This is a genomic window from Clostridium lundense DSM 17049 (genome assembly GCF_000619945.1).
GTDB lineage: Bacteria > Bacillota > Clostridia > Clostridiales > Clostridiaceae > Clostridium_AO > Clostridium_AO lundense.
Genome location: NZ_JHVC01000010.1, coordinates 15922 through 38606 on the forward strand (window position 1 = coordinate 15922; position 22685 = coordinate 38606).

Annotated in this window: 26 protein-coding genes; all 26 read left to right on the top strand. The window is 31.1% G+C overall.

Annotated features, from left to right (window positions below):
- Positions 1 to 33: 33 nt before the first annotated feature.
- On the top strand, positions 34 to 375 hold the full coding sequence (gene rplQ, locus T514_RS0112625) for a 50S ribosomal protein L17 (RefSeq protein ID WP_027625106.1): 342 nt from the start codon (positions 34 to 36) through the stop codon (positions 373 to 375).
- Positions 376 to 450: 75 nt separating this feature from the next.
- The gene (locus T514_RS0112630; protein ID WP_027625107.1) at positions 451 to 1296 is read left to right on the top strand and encodes an energy-coupling factor transporter ATPase; all 846 of its coding nucleotides are present in this window, start codon (positions 451 to 453) and stop codon (positions 1294 to 1296) included.
- Positions 1281 to 2132, top strand: coding sequence for an energy-coupling factor transporter ATPase (locus T514_RS0112635; protein WP_027625108.1), 852 nt, complete (start codon positions 1281 to 1283; stop codon positions 2130 to 2132). Before T514_RS0112630 ends, T514_RS0112635 begins: the two co-directional genes overlap by 16 nt.
- 49 nt (positions 2133 to 2181) lie before the next feature.
- Positions 2182 to 2982: an energy-coupling factor transporter transmembrane component T family protein gene (locus T514_RS0112640; RefSeq protein WP_027625109.1), complete on the top strand. Its 801-nt coding sequence runs from the start codon at positions 2182 to 2184 to the stop codon at positions 2980 to 2982.
- A complete protein-coding gene (gene truA / locus T514_RS0112645; protein ID WP_027625110.1) occupies positions 2982 to 3722 on the top strand; it encodes a tRNA pseudouridine(38-40) synthase TruA in 741 nt (246 codons plus the stop codon). The genes T514_RS0112640 and truA overlap by 1 nt, the downstream gene beginning before the upstream one ends.
- A 122-nt stretch (positions 3723 to 3844) precedes the next feature.
- Positions 3845 to 4279, top strand: a complete 435-nt coding sequence (rplM, locus tag T514_RS0112650) for a 50S ribosomal protein L13 (RefSeq protein WP_027625111.1) — start codon at positions 3845 to 3847, stop codon at positions 4277 to 4279.
- A gap of 30 nt (positions 4280 to 4309) precedes the next feature.
- Positions 4310 to 4702 (top strand): 30S ribosomal protein S9, encoded by a 393-nt coding sequence (gene rpsI, locus T514_RS0112655; RefSeq protein WP_027625112.1) that lies wholly within the window; start codon positions 4310 to 4312, stop codon positions 4700 to 4702.
- Positions 4703 to 4804: 102 nt separating this feature from the next.
- Positions 4805 to 5518: an N-acetylmuramoyl-L-alanine amidase CwlD gene (gene cwlD / locus T514_RS0112660; protein WP_423219355.1), complete on the top strand. Its 714-nt coding sequence runs from the start codon at positions 4805 to 4807 to the stop codon at positions 5516 to 5518.
- 161 nt (positions 5519 to 5679) lie between these two features.
- Positions 5680 to 6657, top strand: a complete 978-nt coding sequence (locus T514_RS0112665) for a GntR family transcriptional regulator (protein WP_027625114.1) — start codon at positions 5680 to 5682, stop codon at positions 6655 to 6657.
- Positions 6658 to 6711: 54 nt separating this feature from the next.
- Positions 6712 to 7125, top strand: coding sequence for a methylaspartate mutase subunit S (gene glmS, locus T514_RS0112670; RefSeq protein ID WP_027625115.1), 414 nt, complete (start codon positions 6712 to 6714; stop codon positions 7123 to 7125).
- A 45-nt stretch (positions 7126 to 7170) separates the two neighbouring features.
- On the top strand, positions 7171 to 8562 hold the full coding sequence (gene glmL / locus T514_RS0112675; protein WP_027625116.1) for a methylaspartate mutase accessory protein GlmL: 1392 nt from the start codon (positions 7171 to 7173) through the stop codon (positions 8560 to 8562).
- A 22-nt stretch (positions 8563 to 8584) separates the two neighbouring features.
- Positions 8585 to 10039 (top strand): methylaspartate mutase subunit E, encoded by a 1455-nt coding sequence (locus T514_RS0112680; protein WP_027625117.1) that lies wholly within the window; start codon positions 8585 to 8587, stop codon positions 10037 to 10039.
- A gap of 127 nt (positions 10040 to 10166) precedes the next feature.
- Positions 10167 to 11408 (top strand): methylaspartate ammonia-lyase, encoded by a 1242-nt coding sequence (locus T514_RS0112685; RefSeq protein WP_027625118.1) that lies wholly within the window; start codon positions 10167 to 10169, stop codon positions 11406 to 11408.
- 151 nt (positions 11409 to 11559) lie between these two features.
- A complete protein-coding gene (locus T514_RS0112690) occupies positions 11560 to 12402 on the top strand; it encodes a fumarate hydratase (protein ID WP_027625119.1) in 843 nt (280 codons plus the stop codon).
- 12 nt (positions 12403 to 12414) lie between these two features.
- Positions 12415 to 12972, top strand: coding sequence for a Fe-S-containing hydro-lyase (locus tag T514_RS0112695; protein WP_027625120.1), 558 nt, complete (start codon positions 12415 to 12417; stop codon positions 12970 to 12972).
- A 79-nt stretch (positions 12973 to 13051) separates the two neighbouring features.
- On the top strand, positions 13052 to 13315 hold the full coding sequence (gene citD / locus T514_RS0112700; RefSeq protein WP_027625121.1) for a citrate lyase acyl carrier protein: 264 nt from the start codon (positions 13052 to 13054) through the stop codon (positions 13313 to 13315).
- Positions 13316 to 13365: 50 nt separating this feature from the next.
- Complete coding sequence (locus T514_RS0112705) at positions 13366 to 14241, top strand: HpcH/HpaI aldolase/citrate lyase family protein (protein WP_027625122.1); 876 nt, start codon at positions 13366 to 13368, stop codon at positions 14239 to 14241.
- 48 nt (positions 14242 to 14289) lie between these two features.
- Positions 14290 to 15831: a citrate lyase subunit alpha gene (gene citF, locus T514_RS0112710; protein ID WP_027625123.1), complete on the top strand. Its 1542-nt coding sequence runs from the start codon at positions 14290 to 14292 to the stop codon at positions 15829 to 15831.
- 161 nt (positions 15832 to 15992) lie between these two features.
- Positions 15993 to 17036 carry a [citrate (pro-3S)-lyase] ligase gene (gene citC / locus T514_RS0112715; RefSeq protein ID WP_027625124.1) on the top strand — a complete coding sequence of 348 codons (1044 nt, stop codon included), beginning with the start codon at positions 15993 to 15995 and terminating at the stop codon, positions 17034 to 17036.
- 1 nt (position 17037) lies between these two features.
- On the top strand, positions 17038 to 17553 hold the full coding sequence (citX, locus tag T514_RS0112720; protein WP_027625125.1) for a citrate lyase holo-[acyl-carrier protein] synthase: 516 nt from the start codon (positions 17038 to 17040) through the stop codon (positions 17551 to 17553).
- Between the two features lie 14 nt (positions 17554 to 17567).
- Positions 17568 to 18479: a triphosphoribosyl-dephospho-CoA synthase CitG gene (citG, locus tag T514_RS0112725; protein ID WP_027625126.1), complete on the top strand. Its 912-nt coding sequence runs from the start codon at positions 17568 to 17570 to the stop codon at positions 18477 to 18479.
- 27 nt (positions 18480 to 18506) lie between these two features.
- On the top strand, positions 18507 to 19211 hold the full coding sequence (locus T514_RS0112730; RefSeq protein WP_027625127.1) for a tetratricopeptide repeat protein: 705 nt from the start codon (positions 18507 to 18509) through the stop codon (positions 19209 to 19211).
- Positions 19212 to 19341: 130 nt separating this feature from the next.
- Positions 19342 to 19899, top strand: a complete 558-nt coding sequence (locus T514_RS0112735) for an RNA polymerase sigma factor (protein WP_027625128.1) — start codon at positions 19342 to 19344, stop codon at positions 19897 to 19899.
- A complete protein-coding gene (locus T514_RS25780) occupies positions 19896 to 20882 on the top strand; it encodes a DUF4652 domain-containing protein (RefSeq protein ID WP_051542034.1) in 987 nt (328 codons plus the stop codon). The genes T514_RS0112735 and T514_RS25780 overlap by 4 nt, the downstream gene beginning before the upstream one ends.
- A gap of 106 nt (positions 20883 to 20988) precedes the next feature.
- Complete coding sequence (locus T514_RS0112745; protein WP_027625129.1) at positions 20989 to 22254, top strand: tetratricopeptide repeat protein; 1266 nt, start codon at positions 20989 to 20991, stop codon at positions 22252 to 22254.
- Positions 22255 to 22352: 98 nt separating this feature from the next.
- Positions 22353 to 22670, top strand: a complete 318-nt coding sequence (gene trxA, locus T514_RS0112750) for a thioredoxin (protein WP_027625130.1) — start codon at positions 22353 to 22355, stop codon at positions 22668 to 22670.
- Positions 22671 to 22685 lie beyond the last annotated feature (15 nt).

The window sequence follows — 22685 nt, forward strand, 5'->3', positions numbered from 1 at the left end:
ATAATACTACATGGAACGTAAGGAGGTATAGAGATGGCAGGATATCGTAAGTTAGGTCGTCCAACTGACCAAAGAAGAGCAATGCTTAGAAATCTAGTTACTAGTTTCTTAAAGAATGGTAAAATAGAAACTACTGTAACAAGAGCAAAAGAAGCTAAGAATTTAGCTGAAAAAATGATAACTCTTGGAAAAAGAGGAGACTTACATGCAAGAAGACAGGTACTTGCATTTGTAACTGAAGAAGAAGTAGTTAAAAATTTATTTGAAAATATAGCTCCTAAATACGCTGAAAGAAATGGTGGATATACTAGAATGTATAAAGTTGGCCCAAGAAGAGGCGATGGAGCAGAAATGGTTATACTAGAATTAGTTTAGTTAGCTTAGGGGATTAAGTAAAGACATAGCTTAGTCCCCATTTTAATATACTGTCAATCATTACGAGGTGTTTAAATGGATAAAAAAATGATTGAATGTAGGGATGTAGTGTACAAATATGAAGATAGTAATGAAGGTACATATAAATTAGCAATAGATAATGTATCAATAGACATAGAAAAAGGCGAATTTGTTGTAATATTAGGGAGAAATGGTTCAGGAAAGTCTACAATAGCTAAGCATATGAATGCACTTATAATTCCTACAGAAGGAAAAGTCTATGTAGATGGAATGGATACATCACTTCAGGAAAATGTATGGAATATTAGAAATAATGCAGGTATGGTATTTCAAAACCCAGATAATCAAATTGTAGCAACAATAGTAGAGGAAGATGTTGCGTTTGGTCCAGAAAATCTTGGGATAGAACCAAATGAAATAAGAAGAAGAGTTGATGATTCATTAAAGAGAGTAAATATGGATGAGTATAAAAAGCATGCACCTCACCTATTATCTGGTGGACAGAAGCAAAGAGTTGCTATAGCTGGTGTTTTAGCTATGATGCCAAAATGTATTATTTTTGATGAACCAACAGCTATGTTAGATCCATCTGGAAGAAAAGAAGTAATAAGAACAATAAGAGAATTAAATAAAAAGTATGGTATAACTATAGTATTAATTACTCATTATATGGAAGAAGCGGTTAAGGCAGATAGAATTGTTGTAATGGATACAGGCAAAGTAGTTATAGAAGGATCACCAAGAGAAATATTTAGTAATGTAGGTACTATGAAAGAAATAGGCCTCGATGTACCTCAGGTAACAGAATTAGCTTATGAACTTCAAAAAGAAGGAATAGATATAACTTCTGATATATTAACTATTGATGAGATGGTGGATGCATTATGTCGATTAAAATAGAGAATTTAACCCATATATATATGAAGGGGACCCCCTTTGAAAAAAAAGCAATAGATAATGTTACACTAGAGATAAAAGATGGAGAATTTATTGCATTAATAGGTCATACTGGTTCAGGAAAATCTACTCTAATACAGCATATAAACGGATTACTTAAGCCAGATTCGGGTAAAATTATAATTGATAATGTAGATATAACTAGTAAGAATGTAAAATTATCAGCTATAAGAAAGAAAGTTGGTCTTGTATTCCAATATCCTGAATATCAGCTTTTTGAAGAAACAATTGAAAAGGATATTGCATTTGGACCTAAGAATTTGGGATTAAGTGAAGAAGAGATAAGTTCTAGAATAAAGAGAGCTATGAATATTGTAGGTTTAGATTATGAAAAGTATAAAGATAAATCCCCATTTGAACTAAGTGGGGGACAAAAAAGAAGAGTTGCTATTGCAGGTGTAGTAGCAATGGAACCACAAGTTCTTATACTAGATGAACCTACTGCTGGATTAGATCCAAAGGGTAGAGATGATATATTAAGTAATATATCAGATCTTCATAGAGAATATAATATGACTATTATATTAGTTTCCCATAGCATGGAGGATGTTGCTAAGTTAGCTTCTAGAATACTTGTAATGCATCATGGAAAATGCATATTAGATGGGGAACCTATAAATATTTTCAGAGAGATAGACACTTTAGAAAGTGTAGGATTAGCTGTACCACAGGTAACTTATTTAACAAAAAAATTAAGAGATAAAGGTTTTAATATATCAGGGGATATATTTACTATAGAGCAAGCTAAGAAAGAGTTACTAAAGGTATTAAAGAAATAAATTATTTGGAAATACAAAAATCAAAGATAATTGTTAGGAGAGCATATAGATGATTAAAGATATTACATTAGGACAATATATACCGGGTGATTCCTTTGTACATAAACTTGACCCAAGAATAAAAATATTAATATCTTTAATATTCATTATAGATTTATTTATTATAAACAATTTTATAGGATACATATTTATAACAATATTTACTCTAACTGCTATAGCGGTATCTAAAGTTCCTTTAAAATTCATCTATAGAGGTCTTAAACCTATTTTTATATTGATAATTATTACAGCTATATTAAATGTCTTCATGACAAGTGGGGGCAAAATAATATTTCAGTGGAAATTTATTACTATATATGAAGAGGGATTAAAACTAGCAATATTTATGGTTATAAGATTAGTTTTTTTGATTATTGGTACATCGCTTCTTACTTTAACTACATCACCTATAGAACTTACAGATGGTATAGAGAAACTCTTAAATCCTTTAAGGGGAATAGGAGTACCAGCTCATGAACTAGCTATGATGATGACTATTGCATTAAGGTTTATTCCTACGCTTATGGATGAGACAGATAAAATTATGAAGGCTCAAATGGCAAGAGGAGCTGATTTTGAATCTGGAAATATTATTCAAAGAGCTAAGAATTTAATACCACTTCTTGTACCATTATTTATAAGTTCTTTTAGAAGAGCGGATGAATTGGCCATGGCTATGGAAGCAAGGTGCTATAGAGGTGGAGAAGGCAGAACCAGAATGAAACAGCTAAAACTAACAGGTAGAGATTTTACTGCCTCATTAATCGTAATAACTTTAGTAGGTTTATCAGTATGGAGTAGATATATATAATGAAAAATATAAAACTGTTAGTTGAATATGATGGGACAGATTATTCTGGTTGGCAAAAGCAGGCTGGTAATAATATAAGAACAATTCAAGGAACTATAGAAGGATGTTTAAATGAAATCACTGGAGAAAAGATAGCAGTAATAGGCTGTAGTAGAACAGATGCTGGAGTTCATGCAAAAGGTTTTGTAGCGAATTTTAATACTGATAGTAAGATACCAGGTGATAAATTTAAGTATGTTATAAATAGATTACTACCAGATGATATAATAATACAAGATTCCCAGGAAGTAGATAAAAATTTTCATGCTCGATATAATTGTATAGGTAAAAGATATATATATAATATTTTGAATAAGGAATGGCCATCACCAATATTACGTAACTATACCTATCATTATAAAAATAAATTAGATATAGAAAGTATGAATAAAGCTGCTCAATATTTAATTGGAAAACATGATTTTACTTCATTTAAGAGTTCAGGCAGCAGTGTTAAAACATCTGTTAGAACTATAATTGATGCGAAATTGTATTCAGTTGAAGACTTGGTAGTTTTCAGTATTTTAGGGGATGGTTTCTTATACAATATGGTAAGAATAATAGTTGGTACTTTAATAGAAGTTGGAATTGGTAAAAAGAAGCCAGAAGATATTATTACTATATTAGAGGCTAAAAACAGGCAGAAAGCAGGAGCATCAGCTCCAGCAAGAGGGCTATGTTTAGATGAAGTTTTTTATTGACACGCCAGGCTGCTTGTATTATAATATAAATGTTTGTATTTTAAAGTATAAAAGATCCACTAGCCCCGGATCTTTATATAGAACGAAAGTTTGTTATGTCAATAGTTCAAGGAGGGAAAAAGATGAAATCATACATTGCAAAACCACAAGAAGTAGAAAGAAAATGGTATGTTGTAGATGCTGCTGGAAAGCCATTAGGAAGAGTAGCAAGTCAGGTTGCATCAATATTAAGAGGAAAAAATAAACCTATATTTACACCACATGTAGATACAGGTGATTTCGTAATAGTAATTAACGCTGATAAAGTAGCGTTAACTGGTAAGAAATTAGACCAGAAGATGTTAAGACATCATTCATTATATCCAGGTGGATTAAAAGAAACTCCATACAGAGAAGCTTTAGCTAAGAAACCAGAATTCGTTTTCCAGGAAGCAGTTAGAAGAATGCTTCCAAAGGGAGTTCTTGGAAGAGATATGCTTAAAAAGCTAAAAGTATATAAGGGAACAGAACATAACCACGAAGCTCAGAAACCTGAAGTATTAGAATTAAAATATTAATAGGTAGAGCTGGAAGAAGGAGGAAGAAAAATGGCAAAAGTTCAGTATTTTGGAACTGGTAGAAGAAAGAAAGCTATTGCTAGAGTAAGACTTGTACCAGGTGAAGGTAAAGTAGTTATAAATAAAAGAGATATAGAAAGTTATTTTGGATTAGAAACTTTAAGAGTTATCGTTAATCAGCCACTAGTTTTAACTGGAACTAAGGAAAAATTTGATGTTCTAGTAAATGTTCATGGTGGTGGATACACTGGTCAGGCAGGAGCTATAAGACATGGTGTTTCAAGAGCATTACTAAAAGCAGATGAAAGTTTAAAGCCAGAATTAAAGAAAGCAGGATTCTTAACAAGAGATCCAAGAATGAAGGAAAGAAAGAAATACGGTCTTAAAAAGGCTAGAAGAGCACCACAGTTCTCAAAGAGATAGTGGGAAAGAGAGGGATACCCTCTCTTTTTTTTTATATAAAAAAAATTAATAAAATTTAGTGTAAATGAGAACAATATAGAGAGAAAAAAGGAGGTGAATTTTTTGAACAATTATAAAAAAAGGTTTATTTTATTCTTATTAATTGTTATGTCAGTTTTATATGCTTTTATGGGTAAAGATGTGTTAGCAGATAAAAAGGATACAAATAAAAACAATGCAAAGGTTATTTTAATTGATCCAGGCCATGGAGGCATGGATGGAGGAGCTGTATCTAGAAGTGGAACTCTGGAAAAAGATATAAATTTAAGTATTAGTTTAAAATTAAGAGATGAATTAAAGAAAAGTGGATTTAATGTTATAATGACAAGGGAAGAGGATAAATGGTTATGTGATGACGATAAGGGAAAAATTAGAGAAAGAAAAAGAGCAGACTTATATAATAGATGGAAGATGAAAAAAGAATCCAATTGTAATGCTTTTATAAGCATACATTTAAATATGTTTCCAGAAAGCAAGTATTATGGAGCACAAGTATGGTATTCTAGCAATGAATATAGCAAAAAGTTAGCTTCCTTAATTCAGTCCAATTTTAAATTGCATTTAGATGAAACAAATAAAAGATTAGAAAAACCAGCTAATAATGATTATAAGATATTAAGAAATGGTGATGATATACCTTCTGTTATAGTTGAGTGTGGATTTTTATCAAATCCTATGGAAGAACAAAAATTAAAGGATATAGGATACCAGCAGAAAATAGCTAAAATTATAACACAATCAGTTAAAGAATACTTTGAAAATGAGTACAAAGAGTAATATACTTTTTACTTTTGCGATAAATTTATATATGAAATGACAAAAACTTAAAAAAATTTTATGTTTTTGAAAAAACATATTGATGTTATAAATAGGTTATGATATTATTAAATTGATCAATGGATTAGTCCATTAATCAATTTAGCTTTTAAGCTTTGGGAGTGATTCATATTCAGATTGTAATAGATAAAGGTAATAAAGTCCCTTTATATTTACAGTTAAAAAAACAAATAATGGACTTGATTAAGGATGGATCTCTCAAAGTAGGATTTAAAATGCCAACAGAAAGAGAATTATCAGGAGAGCTCAAGGTAAGCAGGAATACAGTTAGTACAGCTTATCGAGAACTTGAACAAGAAGGAGTGCTTAAATCTTACCAAGGGAAAGGTACTTTTGTAGCCGAAGAAGTCAAGTTGTGGAAAGATGAAAATATAAGGGAAAAAATAAAGAAATTTGTTGATTTGGCTTTTGAAGAGGCTATAGAAGCTGGTGTAGATGCAGACGAATTTTTAGAAGTTGTTACAGAAACAATTGAAGAAAAAAGAAAGCTAATTAATGAAATAAGTGGTATCTATATTGAATGCAATATAGAACAATCGAAGATATTTGCAACTCAGCTAAAAGACAGAACTAATATAAATTTTGTGCCTCTGACAGTAAACGATTTAAAGGATATGGATAAAGACACAGAAGAATTGTTAGAAAAGTCACAAATAATAATAACCACCTTTAATCATGTAAATGAAGTTAGAAGGCTTACAAGAAGTTTTAACAAGAAAGTATTAGGAGTTGCTATTACACCGGATTTAGAAACCATAGTGAGAATTGCTAGGTTCCCTATGGAAACTAGGTTCTATTTTGTGTGTATATCTGAAGAATTTAAATTTAAGGTGAGAGACGCATTAGAAAGTGCTGGATTAGGCAACATAAATATTGAATATACAAATTCATTTGATAAAGAAGAATTAAAGAATATAATAGAAATGTCTGATGTGATAATAGCTTCACCAGGAAGATATAAAGACATTAATGAGATTAACAATGGGAAAAAGCAAATTATAAATTTTTTATATAGTTTAGATGATGGATCTGTAAAGGCCCTAAAATCTAAGTTGCTAGAAATCAAATATTCAAAATAACTTATGATAGATATATAAATTTTATATATATAAATTATCTAGGAGGTTTTAGAAATGGAGAAAAAGACTATTGTTCTTGGAGTTATTGGTTCAGACTGTCATGCAGTTGGTAACAAAATATTAGACCACTCATTTACAAATGCAGGCTTCAATGTTATTAACATAGGAGTTTTATCATCACAGGAAGACTTTATAAATGCAGCTATAGAAACTAAAGCAGAACTTATCTGTGTTTCTTCACTATATGGACAGGGTGAAATTGACTGCAAAGGCTTAAGAGAAAAATGTGATGAAGCAGGACTTAAAGGAATAAAATTATTTGTTGGTGGAAACATCGTTGTTGGTAAACAAAACTGGCCAGATGTTGAACAGAGATTTAAAGCAATGGGATTTGATAGAGTATATCCACCAGGAACATCTCCAGAAACAACAATAGCTGATATGAAAGAAGTTTTAGGAATAAAATAATTTAACTAAAGGCTACTGTATTGCCTAAATTAGGAGTTGATTAGGGTGGATGCTTATTTACTTTTAGATTTTGGTAGCACCTATACAAAACTTACTGCAGTAGATATAGAAAATGAAGAAATATTAGCTACAGCAAAGGATATTACAACAGTAGAAACTGACATAATGATAGGCTTTAATAAAGCTTATGAAAAACTTACAGAACAGCTTAAAGACAAAGATGTAAACTTTGTAAAAAAATTAGCTTGTTCATCAGCGGCAGGTGGATTAAAGATGATAGCCATCGGTCTTGTACCAGAACTTACAGCAGAAGCTGCAAAGAGAGCTGCTCTTGGAGCAGGAGCTAGGGTATTAAATGTATATAGTTATGATTTAACTAGTAGAGAAATTGAAGAAATAAAAAAATCTAACTTGGATATAATACTTTTAGCAGGTGGTACAGATGGTGGAAATAAAGAATGTATAATTCATAATGCAAAAATGCTAGCTGATCATGGAGTTAAACTTCCAGTAGTTGTAGCAGGAAATAAAGTAGCTAGTGATGAAATATCAGAAATATTTGATAATGCAGGTATATTCTACAGAGTTACAGATAATGTAATGCCAAAACTAAATGTTTTAAATGTAGAGCCTGCTAGAGAAGAAATAAGACAAATATTTATGAAAAGAATTGTAGAAGCAAAAGGGATGAACGATGCTGAAAACTTTATTAATGGAATTCTTATGCCTACTCCAGCAGCAGTTTTAAAAGCAGCTAGAGCATTAGCAGAGGGAACTGATAAAGAAGAAGGTATTGGAGATTTAATAGTAGTGGATATTGGTGGTGCTACTACTGATATACACTCTCTTGCAGATGGTGAACCATCTAAGCCTGGAGTTACATTAAGAGGCCTTGAAGAACCTTTTGCAAAGAGAACTGTTGAGGGTGACTTAGGGATGAGATATTCTGCAGTTTCTTTATGGGAAGCAGCAGGAACAAGAAAGGTTCAAAAATATTTATGTGATAAAAGCATAGATGTGGAAGCTTCTTGTAAATATAGATCTGAACATATAAAAATGGTGCCTCAAACAGAAGAAGAAATTAAATTTGATGAGGCTATGGCTAAAGTAGCAACAGACATGGCTTTAGAAAGACATGTTGGTGTTATAGAAAGTATGTATACTCCTATGGGAGTTGTATATAGTCAGGTAGGTAAAGATTTGTTAGATGTTAAGTGCTTAATAGGAACTGGAGGAGTACTAGTTCATAGTAAGAACCCAGGAGAAATATTAAAAGCAGGAACATTTGATGCAGCTGACCCTACACATTTAAAGCCACAACATCCAGAATGCTATATAGATAAGACATATATATTATCTGCAATGGGTCTTTTAGCAGAAGATCTTCCAGATAAAGCAGTTAGAATCATGAAAAAGTATTTAGTTAAAGTTAGTTAATATTTGATAGGAGGGAATTTCAGTGGAACTTAGAAATAAAAGATGGACAGATGAAGAGTTTTTTAAACAAAGAGAAGAAGTATTAAGCCAATGGCCAACAGGTAAGGAAGTAGATTTACAGGAAGCTGTAGATTACTTAAAGAAAGTGCCAACAGAAAAGAACTTTGCTGATAAATTAGTTAGAGCAAAAGAAGCAGGAATAACTTTAGCTCAGCCAAGAGCAGGTGTTGCATTACTTGATGAACACATTACTTTATTAAGATTTTTACAGGATGAAGGTGGCGCAGATTTACTACCTTCAACAATTGATGCATATACAAGACAGAACAGATACGAAGAATGTGAAATTGGTATAAAAGAAAGTGAAAAAGCTGGAAGATCATTATTAAATGGTTTCCCAGGAGTTAACCATGGTGTTAAGGGCTGTAGAAAAGTTTTAGAATCAGTAAACTTACCACTACAGGCTAGACATGGTACACCAGATTCAAGATTACTTGCTGAAATAATTCATGCTGGTGGATGGACTTCAAATGAAGGAGGCGGTATCTCCTACAATATACCATACGCTAAGTCAGTTCCAATCGATAAGTGTTTAAAAGATTGGCAGTACTGCGATAGACTTGTTGGTTTCTATGAAGAACAAGGAGTTCATATAAACAGAGAACCATTCGGACCATTAACTGGAACACTTGTACCACCATCAATGTCAAACGCAGTTGCAATTACAGAAGCTTTACTTGCAGCAGAACAGGGAGTTAAAAACATCACTGTTGGATATGGTGAATGTGGAAACATGATCCAGGATATAGCTGCATTAAGATCATTAGAAGAACAGACAAATGAATACTTAAAAGCTTACGGATACAATGATGTATACGTAACAACAGTATTCCATCAGTGGATGGGTGGATTCCCTCAGGATGAATCCAAAGCATTTGGTGTTATAGTTACAGCTACAACTATAGCAGCATTAGCTGGAGCAACTAAAGTTATAGTTAAGACTCCACACGAAGCTATTGGTATCCCAACAAAAGAAGCTAACGCTTCAGGTATCAAAGCTACAAAGATGGCATTAAACATGTTAGAAGGACAGAGAATGCCAATGTCAAAAGACTTAGAAACTGAAATGGCTATAATTAAGGCTGAAACTAAGTGTATACTTGACAAAATGTTTGAATTAGGAAAAGGTGATTTAGCAGTAGGTACTGTTAAAGCATTCGAAACTGGTGTTATGGATATACCTTTCGGACCAAGCAAATACAATGCTGGTAAAATGTTACCAGTAAGAGATAACTTAGGATGCGTAAGATACTTAGAATTCGGTAATGTTCCATTTACTGAAGAATTAAAGAACTTCAACAGAGAAAAATTAGCTGAAAGAGCTAAATGTGAAGGAAGAGATGTTAGCTTCCAGATGGTTATCGATGATATATTTGCAGTAGGTAAGGGAAGACTTATCGGAAGACCAGAAAACTAATAATTTAATATAACTTGTTTATTACCACATTTAATGCTGGCAGTATTCTGCTAGCATGAATGTGGATTAAAATATATAATAACAATAATTAGTTATTAAATTAAAAAAAAAGGACAGGTGAATAATTATGAAAATTGTTGACGTACTTTGTACACCAGGATTAACTGGATTCTATTTTGACGACCAGAGAGCAATAAAAAAAGGAGCAGGACATGATGGATTTACATACACTGGCTCCACTGTAACTGAAGGATTTACTCAAGTAAGACAGAAGGGTGAATCAATATCAGTATTATTCGTTCTTGAAGATGGTCAGGTTGCTCACGGAGATTGTGCTGCAGTTCAGTACTCAGGAGCAGGCGGAAGAGATCCATTATTCTTAGCTAAAGATTTTATACCTGTTATAGAAAAAGAAATAGCTCCAAAATTAATTGGAAGAGAAATAACTAACTTTAAGTCAATGGCAGAAGAATTTGATGGCTTAAAAGTAAATGGTAACAGATTACATACTGCTATCAGATACGGTATAACTCAGGCTATACTTGATGCAGTAGCTAAAACTAGAAAAGTAACTATGGCTGAAGTAATCAGAGATGAATACAATGCTGGAGCAGAAATCAATGCAGTTCCTGTATTTGCTCAGTCAGGTGATGATAGATATGACAACGTTGATAAGATGATAATCAAAGAAGCTGACGTTTTACCACACGCTCTAATCAACAATGTTGAAGAAAAATTAGGACTTAAGGGAGAAAAACTTCTTGAGTACGTTAAATGGTTAAGAGACAGAATAATCAAATTAAGAGTAAGAGAAGACTACGCTCCAATATTCCACATCGACGTATATGGAACAATTGGTGCTGCATTTGATGTTAACATCAAAGCTATGGCTGATTACATCCAGACTTTAGCTGAAGCAGCAGCTCCATTCCACTTAAGAATTGAAGGACCAATGGACGTTGAAGATAGACAAAAACAAATGGAAGCTATGAGAGACTTAAGAGCTGAATTAGATGGAAGAAAAGTAGACGTAGAATTAGTTGCTGATGAATGGTGTAATACAGTTGATGACGTTAAATTCTTCACTGATAACAAAGCTGGACACATGGTTCAGATCAAAACTCCAGACCTTGGTGGAGTTAACAATATAGCAGATGCTATTATGTACTGTAAAGCTAACGGAATGGGAGCTTACTGTGGAGGAACTTGTAACGAAACTAACAGATCCGCTGAAGTTACAACTAACATCGGTATGGCTTGTGGAGCTAGACAGGTTCTTGCTAAACCAGGTATGGGTGTTGACGAAGGAATGATGATCGTTAAAAACGAAATGAACAGAGTATTAGCTCTTGTAGGAAGAAGAAAATAATTATATAGGTTATACAACTTAGGTTTTTGAAAAGGCGGTTTACTTCTAAACTGCCTTTTCCAATATAAATGGCTAATTAATAATATTTTGAAAGGAGGCATTTATCTGGCAAGTGAATTAAACCGACACTTGCTTGGTAAATAATTCATATATGAAAGAAGTAAATGTTGCAGAGATAACAAAAGCGATAAAAGAATTATGTATAGAAGCTAACTATAGACTTCCTGCTGATGTTAAAGCAAAGCTTGAAGAGTACAACAATAAAGAAAAATGGCCAATGGCTAAAGGTATAATCGAAAAAATATTACAAAATGTTGATATAGCTGATAAAGAAGATAGACCAGCTTGCCAAGACACTGGAATGGCATGTGTATTCGTTGAAATTGGACAGGATGTTCATCTTGTAGGTGGAAGTCTTGAAGATGCAATCAACGAAGGTGTAAGACAGGGATATACTGAAGGATATTTAAGAAAATCAGTTGTTAATGATCCAATTGAAAGAGTAAATACAAAGGATAATACTCCAGCTGTTATTTACTATGACATAGTTCCAGGAGATAAGTTAAAGATAACTGTTGCTCCAAAGGGATTCGGTTCTGAAAATATGAGCCAGCAAAAAATGTTAAAACCTGCTGATGGCCTTCAAGGTGTTAAAGACTTTGTAATAAAAGTTGTAAAGGATGCAGGTCCAAACCCATGTCCTCCAATAGTTGTAGGTATTGGTATAGGAGGAACTTTTGATAGATCTGCTAATTTAGCTAAAAAAGCTTTAATGAGACCATTAGATGAAAGAAATTCAAATCCTTTCTATGCTGAACTTGAAAATGAATTATTAGAAATGATAAATTCATTAGGAATAGGACCTCAAGGATTTGGAGGACTTACTACAGCAATAGCTGTTAACATTGAAACTTATGCTACTCACATAGCAGGACTTCCTGTAGCAGTAAATATAAACTGTCACGTAACAAGACATAAGAGCGTAGAATTTTAGGGGGGTGCTAATATGGAAAAGAGAATAACTACTCCATTAACTGCTGAAAAAGTTAAGGATCTAAAAGCAGGAGATTCAGTATTATTATCAGGAGTTATATATACATCAAGAGATGCTGGTCATAAAAGACTAGTTGATTTATTAGATAAGGGAGAAAAACTTCCAGTAGATGTAAAAGATCAAATCATATACTATGTTGGACCAACACCAGCAAAGCCAGGACAGCCAATAGGTTCTGCAGGTCCAACTACTAGTTATAGAATGGACCCATATGCTCCAAGACTTCTTGACGTTGGATTAAAAGGAATGATCGGAAAAGGATTAAGATCAAAAGAAGTTATAGAAGCTATAAAGAGAAATACTGGTGTTTATTTTGCTGCAATTGGAGGAGCTGCTGCATTAATGGGAAGATCCGTTAAAAAGGCTGAAATAGTTTGCTATGAAGACTTAGGCGCAGAAGCTTTAAGAAGATTAGAAGTAGAAGATTTACCAGTTGTAGTTGTTATAGATAGTGAAGGAAATAACTTATACGAAATGGGACAACAAGCATATTTAGATAGCTTAAAGTAATTCAAATCCATAATTGAGACTGAAGATTTCTAAAATCTTCAGTTTTCAATTGTTGATTTTAGAAAGGAAGGTTTAGAAAATGAAAATAAATAAAGTAGCTAAAGCTGGAACACTAGAATCAAACGATATTCTTATCATGGTAATGCCAAATGATAAAGCAGGCGTTGAAATAGAACTTGAAAGTATTGTTATGAAACAGTTTGGTGATCAAATACGTAAAGTATTAACTGAAAAAGCTGCAGAATTAGGACTTGATGGAGTTAAAATTCAGGCTCAGGATAAGGGAGCTCTTGATTATACAATCAAAGCAAGATTAGAAACTGCTGTAAATAGAGCGCAGTAATAACACAATAGACAACTTGATCTAAAATGTAAAATTGAGGTGATTAATTCATGAAAACATTAAGAAGAACTATGTTATTTATGCCTGGTAATAACCCAGGAATGCTTCAGAATGCACCAATTTTGGGAGCAGATGCTGTAATACTTGACTTAGAAGATGCTGTTAGTTTAACAGAGAAAGACGCTGCTAGAGCATTAGTTAGTGGTGCTATAAAAACATTAGACTATTCAGGCGTTGAATTAGTAGTAAGAGTAAATCCATTAGATACAGAATTTGGTCATACAGATTTAGAGACAATAGCAAGAGTTAAACCAGATACTATATTATTACCAAAAGCAACAAGAGAACAATTACAAGAAGCTGATGCAATAATAACTAAAGTAGAGGAAGAAGAAGGATTCGAAAAAGGAAGTATTAACTTATTCGGACTTATTGAAACTGCTTATGGATTAGAAACAGTTTATGAAGCAGCTACAGCAACTAAGAGATTAGTTGGATTACTTCTTGGAGCGGAAGATTTAACTTCTGATTTTGGTATAAAGAGAACAAAAGAAAGTAATGAAATATTCTATGCAAGAAACAGATTTGCAGCAGCTTGTAGAGCAGCAAGAATTGATGCAATAGATACTCCATTTACTGATACAAACGATTATGAAGGATTAAGACTTGATACAGAAAAAGCTAAATCTCTTGGATTTACAGGAAAGGCTTCTATAAATCCAAGACAGATAGATACAATTCACTCAGTTTATAATCCAACTGAAGCTGAAATTAAGCATGCTGTAAGAGTACTTGAAGCAAGAGATGAAGCTTTTGCTAAAGGACTTGGAGTATTCTCTTTAGACGGAAAAATGATAGATGCTCCTGTAATTAACAGAGCAATTACAACAGTAGAATTAGCTAAGAGATTAGGACTTTTAAAATAATCTCAATAAACTAAATTTGTAATATAAATGATAAAGCGAGGGATTAACATGAAAAACGTACTTGGCAGAGAGCTACCAGAAGTTATAGAAGGTTACGGTAAAGTAAAGCCATTTGAAGGTGCTTTTGCAAATTGTGGAGTTGTAGAAAAAAAAGCAGTTAAAGTACAGAGTGTAGTACCAGGTGAAAGTAAAGTTTTAGCAAGCATTGAAGAAGCTTTAGATAAAGTAGCAATAAAAGATGGGATGACAATATCTTTCCACCATCATTTAAGAAATGGTGACTTTATACTTAACATGGTTATGTATGCTATAGCTCAAAGAGGAATTAAAAACATAACAATAGCTGCAAGTTCAATATTCCCAATTCATGAACCACTTGTAGAATACATGAAAAATGGAGTGGTTACAGGAATATATGCAAACTATATGTCAGGTCCTGTAGCAGAAGCTATTTCAAAGGGATACTTAAAGAACCCAGCAGTTATGATGACTCATGGTGGAAGACCAAGAGCAATTGAAAGTGGAGATTTACACATAGATGTAGCATTTGTTGCGGCACCAACAGCAGATACATATGGTAACTTAAATGGAGTTGAAGGACCATCAGCTTGTGGTACTATAGGATATGCTGTTTCAGATGCAGAATATGCTGATAAAGTTATCGCTATAACTGACAACTTAGTACCATATCCAGCATCACCAATAGATATTAACCAGACTTTTGTTGATTATGTTGTAAAGGTTGATTCTATCGGAAATCCAGCAGGTATTGTTTCTGGTACAACTAAGATAACAAAAGATCCTGTAGGATTAAAAATAGCTAAGATGGCTGCTGAAGTTATTGAAGCTTCAGGTCTAGTAAAAGACGGTATATCATTCCAGACTGGAGCAGGTGGAACATCACTTGCTGTTGCAGCTGAATTAAAAGAAATAATGAAGAGCAAAGAAGTAGTTGGAAGCTTTGCAGCAGGTGGAGTAACTGGCTATATAGTAGATATGTTTGAAGAAGGATTATTCAAAGCTATATTTGATGTACAGTGCTTCGACTTAAAAGCAATAGAATCTTACAAGAAAAATCCAGCTCACATGGCAATGTCATCATCAATGTATGGTAACCCACATAATAAAGGATCAGTTGTAAATAATCTTGATGTTATGATTCTTGGTGCAACAGAAATAGACACTAACTTCAACGTTAATGTTACAACTGGATCAGATGGAGTTATCATGGGTGGTTCTGGTGGACACAGTGATACTGCAGCAGGATCAAAACTTGCTATAATAGTAACTAATCTTGTAAAAGCAAGACTTCCAATCATAAAGGATGCAGTTACTACAGTTACTACTCCAGGAGAAAGCATAGATGTTTTAGTAACTGAAAGAGGTATAGCTGTAAACCCAAGAAGAACAGATTTAATTGAAAAATTAAAAGAAACAAATCTTCCAGTAATGACTATAGAAGAGTTAAAAGCAGTTGCTGAAAAAATGACTGGAAAACCTGAACCAATAAAGACTACAGATGACATAGTTGCTGTAATTGAATACAGAGACGGTACTGTAATTGACGTAGTTAAAAAAGCAATAGAATAATATATAGAGAATATGGACTGTAGTTTTATACAGTCCATATTTTTGTGTGAAGAAATAAATATAGCAAAGTTATATGTACTTTGTTATTTAAATATTATGGGGTATAATAATATATAATTGTAAAAATTGTAGATAATAATAAAAAAGTGGGTGTTAGATATATGTATGGTTTACAGTTAAAAACAGTTAACTTGAAAAATGAAGAAGAAAGATTAAGAGTACATAAATTTTTAGAAAGCTTTGGATTAAAGTTAGATGATGATGTAGATTATACTTTGGTTATAGAGGTTGATGAAAATATAAAAGCAACTTGTTCTAAAGCAAAGAATATATTTAAATGTTTTGCAGTATCAGATGACTTAAGAGGAGAAAATGTTACTTCAACATTAATATCTGCGTTAGTAGATAAACTTTTTGAAGAAGGAATGTATCACAGCTTTATATTTACCAAACCAGACAAAATTAAAGTATTTACTTCTTTAAACTTTAAGCCTATTTATGAAGCACATGATGCAGTTTTTTTAGAGTATGGAATTTATGATATAAATAAAGCATTAGATAAAGTGGGAAAAGAATATAAGTTAAATTCAGAAAATGAAAAAGGTGCATTAGTTATGAATTGTAATCCTTTTACGCAAGGACATAGATATCTTATAGAACAAGCATCAAGGCAGTGTAAAGAGGTAATAGTTTTCATAGTTCAGGAGGACAAATCATTATTCCCATTTGAAGAAAGATATAAGTTAGTAAAAGAAGGAACAAAGGATTTGGAGAATGTAAAAGTTGTACCAGGTGGAGAATATATAATTTCTTCGGCAACTTTCCCAACTTATTTTATAAGACAAGAAGATGTAAGATTAAAAGCTTATGCTGAAATTGATGCGGGAATATTTGGAAGGTTCTTTGGGACTAAATTTAATATAAAAAAGAGATTTGTAGGTGAAGAGCCTTATTGTAAAGTAACCAATACATATAATGAAACATTAAAAGAAGTATTGCCTAAACATGGAATGGAATTAATTGAAATAAAGAGAAGAGAATACAATGGCAGCTTTATAAGTGCATCAAAAGTTAGAGAACTAATTAAAGATAATAATCTAGAAGAAGTAAAAAATGTAGTTCCACAAGTTACATGGGAGTTTTTAAACTCAGAAAAAGGAAAGGAGATAATGGAGAAAATAAAGAAAAGCAATTCTCCGCACTAATATGAGCAAATATACTATAGAAGATTTACTTTTAGCAAAAGAGGAAAGAGTAGATTTCCAATATGAACTTATAAACAAATATAAGTTACCACTGATTTCTATGCGTGTAAATTATCCAGGAATTAATAAGGACAATGAAATATCAAGAAAAATAGCGGAAATAATGAAAAATGAATTAATGGATAAGTTTAAAGGAAATATTGTATACGAAGATTACAAAAACACTGCTGAAGGTCCAGTATTTACTCTAGTTTTAAGAAATATTGCCGAGGAAATAAAAAGAAAAACAGTAGCTGTAGAAGAAAATCATATACTAGGCAGATGTGTTGATATAGATGTATATGATGAACATGGAACAGGATTAAGTAGGACTTCTTTAGGACTTTCTAGTAGGAAATGTTTTTTATGTGAGGATAAAGCACAAAATTGCGGAAGATCTAGAAAACATGATATAGAAGACGTGATAAAATTTATAGAAGATAAATATAAGGAATATATATTGCAGAATAATATATAGTTTGGAGAGATTATATGATAAAAAATTACAATATAAATGATATAAGTTTTGATATAAGCAGTTTTGCCCTTCAAGCTATGCTTTATGAAGTAGCTTGTTTTCCATCTCCAGGATTAGTTTCTGTTGTATCTACAGGTGCTCATAATGATATGGATCATTATACATTTATAGATAGCAGCTGTAGCTTAATTAAATATTTAGGTTTATGTTGTCAAGGCGGATTTTCTGATAATTCTCCAAAGGAAATATTAAAAGAATGTCGTTACTTAGGAATAGAAGCTGAAGAGAGCATGTTTAATAAAACTGGAGGAGTAAATACACATAAGGGTATGTTATTTCTAATGGGAATTTGTTGTATTGCGGTAGGAAAGGCTATACATGACAACAAAAGTTTTAATGATATACAGGGCATAATAAAAGAAATGTGTCATGATATAGTGGAAAAAGAACTTTATTCATTAAAAAAATACATAAAGGATTACAATTCTATAGAAGAAATGTGCCAAAAATCAGAATTATCTTATGGAGAAAAGTTGTTCTTGCTTTATAATATGGAAGGAATAAGGGGAGAAGCTGGGAGAGGGCTTCCTATAGTATTCCAATTTGCATTAGATTTTTATAAAGAGAATGAAGATTTAAGTAAAAATGATAGATTGATACATACGTTAATAGGGATAATGCAATATTCAGAGGATTCAAATATACTCCATAGACATTCTGTAGAAACTTTAAAGGAAATGCAAGAAAAGGCAAAACGTATTTTAAAAATAGGTGGAATGAAAACTAAAGAGGGCAGAGAGGCTATAGAAAATCTAGATAGAGATTTTAGTAAAAGAAGAATAAGTCCTGGAGGAAGTGCAGATTTACTTGCAGTTACAGTATTCTTTGATTTAGTAGAAAAATATATGAGTGAAAAGAAGTTTTAAGAAAGAACTTACTTCTGAGGAGGAGAAATGTTTAAGAATCTATCGTTAAAAAGTAAGTTAATTATTTTTTTCATTTTAAGTATAGTTAGTATATATTTTATATTCAATGGGGAAGTAAAAAATAAAAGTTTAATAGAAGAAACTAAGGAAACCAAGAAAGTAAGTGAGGAGTTTAAAAATGACACTTATATAAAAAGTGCACAAGAAAATAAGGGTGAAAAAGCGAAGTCTCAACAAGAAAAAAATAATGATTTAGAACAAAAATACAACAAAGGATATAAGGCTTTTTTTGATAAAAAGTATGATGAAGCTATAAAAATTGAAAATGAAGTTATAAAAGAAGATAGCAAATTTTATAAAGCTTATAATGTTAAAGGAATAGCACTATGTTTTAATGGAAACTTTAATGAAGGAATGAAAAACATAGATAAAGCGTTAGAAATTAAACCGGATTATGGATATGCAAGATTTAATAAAGCATTAGCCTATGAATTGTATGAGAAATATGAAGAAGCATTAAAATGGTATGATAAAGATTTAGAAGTTGAAAATTATATATGGAGTTATTATGGTAAGGCTAGTATCTATGGAAGAAGAGGACAGGTTGAAAAAGCAATAGAAAATTTGAAGATAGCTATTTCCATGGATAAAAGTATAAAAGAGGAAGCAAGAAGAGAAAAAGATTTTGACCCTATAAGAGAAAATGAAGAATTTAAGAATTTAGTTAAATAATTTAATATAAATAAAAAAACTGAAATTTTATTTCAGTTTTTTTATTTATGAACTTATTTATTTATATTTCGTATTAATAAATATACTAATAAAAATATATGCAAAATCTGATAAGAGGGGGAGCTGTGGAGTGGATGAGGATTCAAAGTTGGTACAAGAAGTGCTAAATGGTAATATAGACAGCTTTAATATAATTGTAAATAAGTATGAGCTTTCTGTAATGAAATTCATATATAATATCATAAGAAATAAAGAAACAGCTGAAGATATAACTCAAGAGGTATTCATAACATTGTATAATAAGCTTTATATGTATAAAAAGCAATATAAGTTTTCAAATTGGATATTTCAGATTGCTAAAAATAAATGTATAGATTATATGAGAAAGTATAAAAGAGTTTATGAATCAAATATAGAAGAAATAAGAAATTTAGCATCTAAGGAAGAAGGTCCAGAGCAGTCTATAGAATTTAAGGAAACTAAGGAGAAGGTTGAGACATATATTAATAATTTGGAAGAACCAGATAAACAAATAGTGATATTAAGATATTCAAAAGAAACCTTAACCTTTTCGGATATTGCTGAAATTTTAAATATAAGTGAATCATCGGTTAAAAGAAGATATTATAAAGCTAGAGAAAAGTTTAAAGAATATATTTCTAGTAATGAAAAGAGGTGTAGGATATGAACTGCAGTACGTTTATGAAAAAATTAGATGATTTTATAGAGGGCAGTGTATCCAATGATTTAAAAAAGGCTATGGAAGAACATATAGAGAGTTGCCCAAATTGTAGAGAATTATATGAGGAAGAAAAAAATATAAATGAAATGTTAAAGCTTACCTTAGATGTGGAACATATTGAATTTAAGAGTTCTAGGGGTGAGATAATGAAGAGTATAGATAAGAATAGATATAGTAAAAACTTATTTAAAAAGATGTATTATCATTTCAAAAAATATAGTATTCCATATACTTCTTGTGTAGCATTAATAGTTTTTTTATTAGTAATTAGTCCCTGGGCAATGAAGAAGTTTAATCCTAATGTAATATCTGGTAGCAACAAGCAATCGCAAAAATCTTTGAAAAAAGAAGGGAGTTATTCATTAAATAAGGAAAATAAAATGGATACAAAATTAAGCAGTGTTGAAAAGCCAACAGTATTTTTAGATGAAAACTATCAATTTCAAAAGGAAAAAGGTAAAGTACCTTCTTTTAATACATCATGGAGGAATTCGCCTAATGGTAAATTGAGTGTATGTATTGAAGGCATAGGGCCTTATGCCCAAGAGGAAGGTATAGGCAGCATAGTTATTAAGGATAATGATAAAAATGAATTATGGCAATATAATATAATTAATAATAAGAAACAATTTACTCCAAAACAGGTTGAGTGGTTAGATAATGAAAATATATTAATTATAATTGGATTTGGACATGGCACAGTTACTAAAGGGGGAAACCTATATATATTAAATTTAAATAGCAATAAAAATTATATAGTATATGATACAAAAGACTTAAAGAAAGAAATAATGAAGATAGAAATAATAAAAAAAGATGGAACTACTGAATTAAAGCTACCTATGAATATTTATGAAGATGATAATTACATGAAATCTCATGTAGAAAATTTAACTATTCATGATTTTAAAGTAATATTTGATAAGTAAGGGCGATTTTATATGCCCTTATTTTTTTAAAAAAGTAAATAGTAAATTTTTTATGTAAGATGTATAATTTATCGTATAGGATATTACATTGTAAAGGGAGAATCATATGGATAAATCTTCAAAACTATATAATAAAGCATTAGAAAAATACAATAAGGGCTATATTGATAAAGCAGAGGAAATATGTGAAAAAAGTATATCGTTAAATATAAATAACTCTGCTTCTATAAATCTTAAAGGATTATTATATTATATAAATGGTGACTTAGATAACTGTAGAAAACTATGGAAAATGAACTTTCAAATAAATAAGGATAGGGTGTCTGATAAGTATTTACAAGATACAAAAGATGATCAAAAGTTATTGGAATTATATAATACAGCATTAATACTAATAAAAGAATTAAAAATAAATGAAGCTTTAATTTTGCTTAGGCAATGTGAGAAAAGTCATTTTAATTATATAAATGTAAATAATAATTTAGCTTTATGTTATATAAAAAAGGGAAATTATATTAAGGCTTTGGAACATTTAGATAATGTATTAAAAGCAGATAATAAGAATAAAATAGCTTTAGAAAGTAAAAAAAATCTAAGGAAATATAATTGTACAAAACGACAAATTAATTTAAAAAATATTAGTCTTACTGCTATATGTGTTTTCTTGGTATTTGGCATAGGTATATTAATAAAAATTAATTCTGCAAATATAAGTAAAAGCTTAAAAAGTAGTAAAAACAAGATAATGACAAGTATACATAAAAAGAATAGTGATTCAGATAAGACTAAATCAAATACAGATAATGTGGCTTTAAATAAACAGAATAATGAAGAAAAATCAGAGAAAAGCAAAAATGAAGTATTTCCTTATAATGAAATTAAAAAGCATATTGATGAAAAAGACTTTAACAAAATACATAATGATTTAATAAAATGGAATAATAAAGATCTTAGCATAAATGAAAAATCACTGCTAGGTCAAGGAAAAGATCTGATTAATTCAGCAGGAGGAGAGTATTTTTATAATAAAGGTTATGAATTTCTAACAAAAGGAGACCATAATAACACTAGAGTATATTTAGAAAGAGCTTATGAGTATGGAAACGGAAAATGGTATTATCCACATGCAATATATCTATTAGGAACTACTTATCAAAATTTGGGGGATATGGAAAATGCCATAAGGTATTATTCTAGTTATGATAATAGGTTTAATAATGATGAGTATGAAGAAATTGTTTTGTATAATTTAGCTCTTTTGTACAAAAATATAGATATGAATAAGGCAAAGGCTTATGGGAAAAAGCTTGTAAAATCTTTTCCAGAGTCTATATATAATAACACAAACATACAAAACTTAATAGCTAAATAATAATTATTATTAAAAACTATTGACTAAGTTTATTTTCTGTAATAAAATTATATTAAGAGATATACCTAGGTAGGGTATAAATTTGGAGGGATATAATTATGGTAAAAGAAATAAATGATAGAAATTTTCAGGAACAAGTATTAGATACTGAGAGTACTACAGTAGTTGATTTTTGGGCTTCTTGGTGTGGACCTTGTAAAATGCTTGCCCCAGTTATAGATGAATTGGCTCAAGAACTTAATGGAAAAGTAGAATTTGTAAAAGTAAATGTAGATGAAAATCCAGTTGCTTCAAGTCAATTTAGAGTTGCTAGCATACCTACAGTAATGGTATTTAAAGGTGGAAGGGTTGTAGAAACTTTAGTAGGATTTAGACCAAAACAATCTATAAAAACAGCTATAGAAAGACATATTTAATAAGAAAATAATAAA

Bases quoted from the DNA above. Each gene is read 5' to 3' on its own strand.
- truA (WP_027625110.1), top strand. From the start codon at position 2,982: ATGAAAAATATAAAACTGTTAGTTGAATATGATGGGACAGATTATTCT.
- glmS (WP_027625115.1), top strand. From the start codon at position 6,712: ATGGAGAAAAAGACTATTGTTCTTGGAGTTATTGGTTCAGACTGTCAT.
- T514_RS0112730 (WP_027625127.1), top strand. From the start codon at position 18,507: ATGTTTAAGAATCTATCGTTAAAAAGTAAGTTAATTATTTTTTTCATT.
- rplQ (WP_027625106.1), top strand. From the start codon at position 34: ATGGCAGGATATCGTAAGTTAGGTCGTCCAACTGACCAAAGAAGAGCA.
- trxA (WP_027625130.1), top strand. From the start codon at position 22,353: ATGGTAAAAGAAATAAATGATAGAAATTTTCAGGAACAAGTATTAGAT.
- citC (WP_027625124.1), top strand. From the start codon at position 15,993: ATGTATGGTTTACAGTTAAAAACAGTTAACTTGAAAAATGAAGAAGAA.
- T514_RS0112685 (WP_027625118.1), top strand. From the start codon at position 10,167: ATGAAAATTGTTGACGTACTTTGTACACCAGGATTAACTGGATTCTAT.
- citX (WP_027625125.1), top strand. From the start codon at position 17,038: ATGAGCAAATATACTATAGAAGATTTACTTTTAGCAAAAGAGGAAAGA.
- rplM (WP_027625111.1), top strand. From the start codon at position 3,845: ATGAAATCATACATTGCAAAACCACAAGAAGTAGAAAGAAAATGGTAT.
- rpsI (WP_027625112.1), top strand. From the start codon at position 4,310: ATGGCAAAAGTTCAGTATTTTGGAACTGGTAGAAGAAAGAAAGCTATT.
- T514_RS0112640 (WP_027625109.1), top strand. From the start codon at position 2,182: ATGATTAAAGATATTACATTAGGACAATATATACCGGGTGATTCCTTT.
- citD (WP_027625121.1), top strand. From the start codon at position 13,052: ATGAAAATAAATAAAGTAGCTAAAGCTGGAACACTAGAATCAAACGAT.
- citF (WP_027625123.1), top strand. From the start codon at position 14,290: ATGAAAAACGTACTTGGCAGAGAGCTACCAGAAGTTATAGAAGGTTAC.
- T514_RS0112635 (WP_027625108.1), top strand. From the start codon at position 1,281: ATGTCGATTAAAATAGAGAATTTAACCCATATATATATGAAGGGGACC.
- T514_RS0112630 (WP_027625107.1), top strand. From the start codon at position 451: ATGGATAAAAAAATGATTGAATGTAGGGATGTAGTGTACAAATATGAA.
- citG (WP_027625126.1), top strand. From the start codon at position 17,568: ATGATAAAAAATTACAATATAAATGATATAAGTTTTGATATAAGCAGT.
- T514_RS0112745 (WP_027625129.1), top strand. From the start codon at position 20,989: ATGGATAAATCTTCAAAACTATATAATAAAGCATTAGAAAAATACAAT.
- T514_RS0112690 (WP_027625119.1), top strand. From the start codon at position 11,560: ATGAAAGAAGTAAATGTTGCAGAGATAACAAAAGCGATAAAAGAATTA.
- T514_RS0112695 (WP_027625120.1), top strand. From the start codon at position 12,415: ATGGAAAAGAGAATAACTACTCCATTAACTGCTGAAAAAGTTAAGGAT.
- T514_RS25780 (WP_051542034.1), top strand. From the start codon at position 19,896: ATGAACTGCAGTACGTTTATGAAAAAATTAGATGATTTTATAGAGGGC.
- T514_RS0112705 (WP_027625122.1), top strand. From the start codon at position 13,366: ATGAAAACATTAAGAAGAACTATGTTATTTATGCCTGGTAATAACCCA.